Annotated in this window: 1 protein-coding gene; it reads left to right on the top strand. The window is 58.8% G+C overall.

The annotated features are described in order from the left end of the window. The coding region (locus R0J92_RS21980; RefSeq protein WP_411053209.1) for a DALR anticodon-binding domain-containing protein at positions 1-194 on the top strand (194 nt) is incomplete at its 5' end. Between the last annotated feature and the right edge of the window lie 165 nt (positions 195-359).

The following is a 359-nucleotide window of genomic DNA, read 5'->3' as shown; positions in this document are numbered from 1 at the left end:
CTGCCATTTCCCGTGAAGATTTCAACGGCGCGATGCTGGCGCTTGCCAAGCTGCGCGGTCCTGTCGACACATTCTTTGAAAAGGTGCTGGTGAACGACGAGGACGAAAATGTCCGCGCCAATCGTCTGGCATTGCTCGACCAGATTCGTGCGGCTACCGGCAAGGTGGTGGATTTCTCGAAAATCGCTGGCTGATAATCAGCCACGTGCGGCTCCATTTTCCCTCATCCTGAGGAGCTTTCCCGAGCTTGTCGAAGGGAGGCGTCTCGGACGACGAAGGAAGATGCATCGTGCCTGCCCTCGTCCTCGACCCTTCGACGGGCACAAGATGATGCTTCGCTGCGCTCCGCACCGCACCGC

Source organism: Tritonibacter sp. SIMBA_163 (genome assembly GCF_046535935.1).
Classification (GTDB): Bacteria; Pseudomonadota; Alphaproteobacteria; order Rhodobacterales; family Rhodobacteraceae; genus Epibacterium; species Epibacterium scottomollicae.
The sequence above is the reverse complement of the archived record's forward strand: the minus strand, read 5'-3'. Positions and strand labels throughout refer to the sequence as shown.